At 70.2% G+C, this 1,646-nt stretch carries 1 protein-coding gene and 2 pseudogenes; 2 read left to right on the top strand and 1 reads right to left on the bottom strand.

Annotation, left to right across the window (positions count from 1 at the left end; genetic code table 11):
* Nucleotides 1-362: pseudogene (locus ABD817_RS39355) on the bottom strand (phospholipid carrier-dependent glycosyltransferase); the annotation flags it as partial.
* A 97-nt stretch (nt 363-459) separates the two neighbouring features.
* On the opposite strand from ABD817_RS39355, the gene rsmI reads away from it, so the two are divergent.
* Together rsmI and ABD817_RS39345 are read left to right on the top strand one after the other, a co-directional pair.
* A complete protein-coding gene (rsmI, locus tag ABD817_RS39350) occupies nt 460-1,314 on the top strand; it encodes a 16S rRNA (cytidine(1402)-2'-O)-methyltransferase (RefSeq protein WP_344923565.1) in 855 nt (284 codons plus the stop codon).
* Nucleotides 1,315-1,380: 66 nt separating this feature from the next.
* Nucleotides 1,381-1,646: pseudogene (locus ABD817_RS39345) on the top strand (phospholipid carrier-dependent glycosyltransferase); the annotation flags it as partial.

Below are 1,646 nucleotides of genomic sequence, written 5' to 3'. Positions count from 1 at the left end.
ACCACGTAGGAGGCGCACTTGTCGAGCTCGGCGGGCGCGCACCGCTGCCAGATCTCGGTGCCGCCCCCCATCAGGATCTTGTCGGCGTCCTTGACGACGTTGTGCTCGGCACCGAAGTTGAGCAGTGCCCAGGCGTCCTTGGCGTAGTACGTCTCGTCGAACATGACCGCGCGCGGGTGGCCGAGGTTCGTGAAGCGCAGGATCGCGCCGAACACCGTGACCAGCAGCGGACCCAGCCAGCCCCACAGGGCGCCACCGGGCATCGGCGGCACCAGCCGGTCGCGCGCCGAACCCTGCCGCCCGCCTGGCGGCTGGGGCTCCGGCTGCTCTGGCGCCTGATTGGTGAAGTCGGTCACGGCCACCCGGACATCGTACGGTCCTCTCACCACCCTCAGCCCGGGAAAAATCTGCCGGATGCCCAATTCTGGCACTTCTCCCCAGGCCGGGGGGCCATCCGGAATGCGGGAGGATGGAGCGGTGACGGACAACGGCAGGCTTGTGCTGGCAGGGGCTCCGATCGGGCAGGTGGGCGACGCCTCGCCCCGGCTGAGACTGGCGTTGGAGAGTGCCGACGTGGTCGCGGCGGAGGACACCCGGAGGCTGCGCCGCCTGGCGGGGGAGCTGGGCGCGGAGATCGGCGGCCGGGTCGTCTCCTACTACGACGCCAACGAGGCCGGGCGGGCCGCGGAGCTCCTCCAGGCCCTCCAGGACGGCAAGACCGTGCTGGTGATCACCGATGCGGGGATGCCCGGTGTGTCCGACCCCGGCTACCGCCTCACCCACCTGGCGGTCGAGGCGGGGATCACGGTCACCTCGCTGCCGGGGCCGTCCGCGGTGACCACGGCGCTGGCCGTCTCGGGGCTGCCCAGCGACCGGTTCTGCTTCGAGGGCTTCCCGCCGCGCAAGTCCGGTGAGCGCTCCCGCAGGCTCTCGGCCCTCGCGGAGGAGGAGCGCACGATGGTCTTCTTCGAGGCGCCGCACCGGTTGCACGCCGCGCTGGTGGCGATGGCGGAGGCGTTCGGCGCCGACCGGGCGGCGGCGGTCTGCCGGGAGCTCACCAAGACGTACGAGGAGGTGCGGCGGGGCGGTCTCGGGGAGCTGGCCGAGTGGGCGGCCGGGGGCGTCAAGGGGGAGATCACGATCGTCGTCGCGGGGTACGCCGGGCGGAGTCTGCCGCCGGTGATCGGGGACCTGGTCGAGGAGGTGGCCCGCAGGGAGGAGACGGGGGTGCCGAGAAAGCAGGCGATCGTGGAGGTGGCGAAGGCGGCGGGAATTCCCAAACGCGATCTTTATGACGCTGTCCATCGCGGCTGATTTATCACCATAATTGCCCGAATGGGATTGATACGGGATCGCCTCTTGCCGCCCATGCAGGGAAGCGTGGCCTGGGGTTGGCTGGGACCTTTGCTGGTCGCGGCGTTCGGAGGGGTCCTGCGTTTCGTCAATCTTGGGCGGCCGCACGCGGTCGTTTTCGACGAGACGTACTACGCCAAGGACGCCTGGACGCTGATCAACCACGGGGTGGAGCGGGCCTCGCTCGGCACCGTGGAGAACCCGATCGCCGATCGGATGATCATCGCGGGGAATACCGACTTCCTCGTCAAGTGCACGCCGCCGGAGGCCGACCCCTGCCCGCTCTACGTGGC

The sequence above is a fragment of the Streptosporangium oxazolinicum genome (assembly GCF_039537505.1).
Lineage (GTDB): Bacteria > Actinomycetota > Actinomycetes > Streptosporangiales > Streptosporangiaceae > Streptosporangium > Streptosporangium oxazolinicum.
This window is presented reverse-complemented; position numbering and strand designations above follow the sequence as displayed.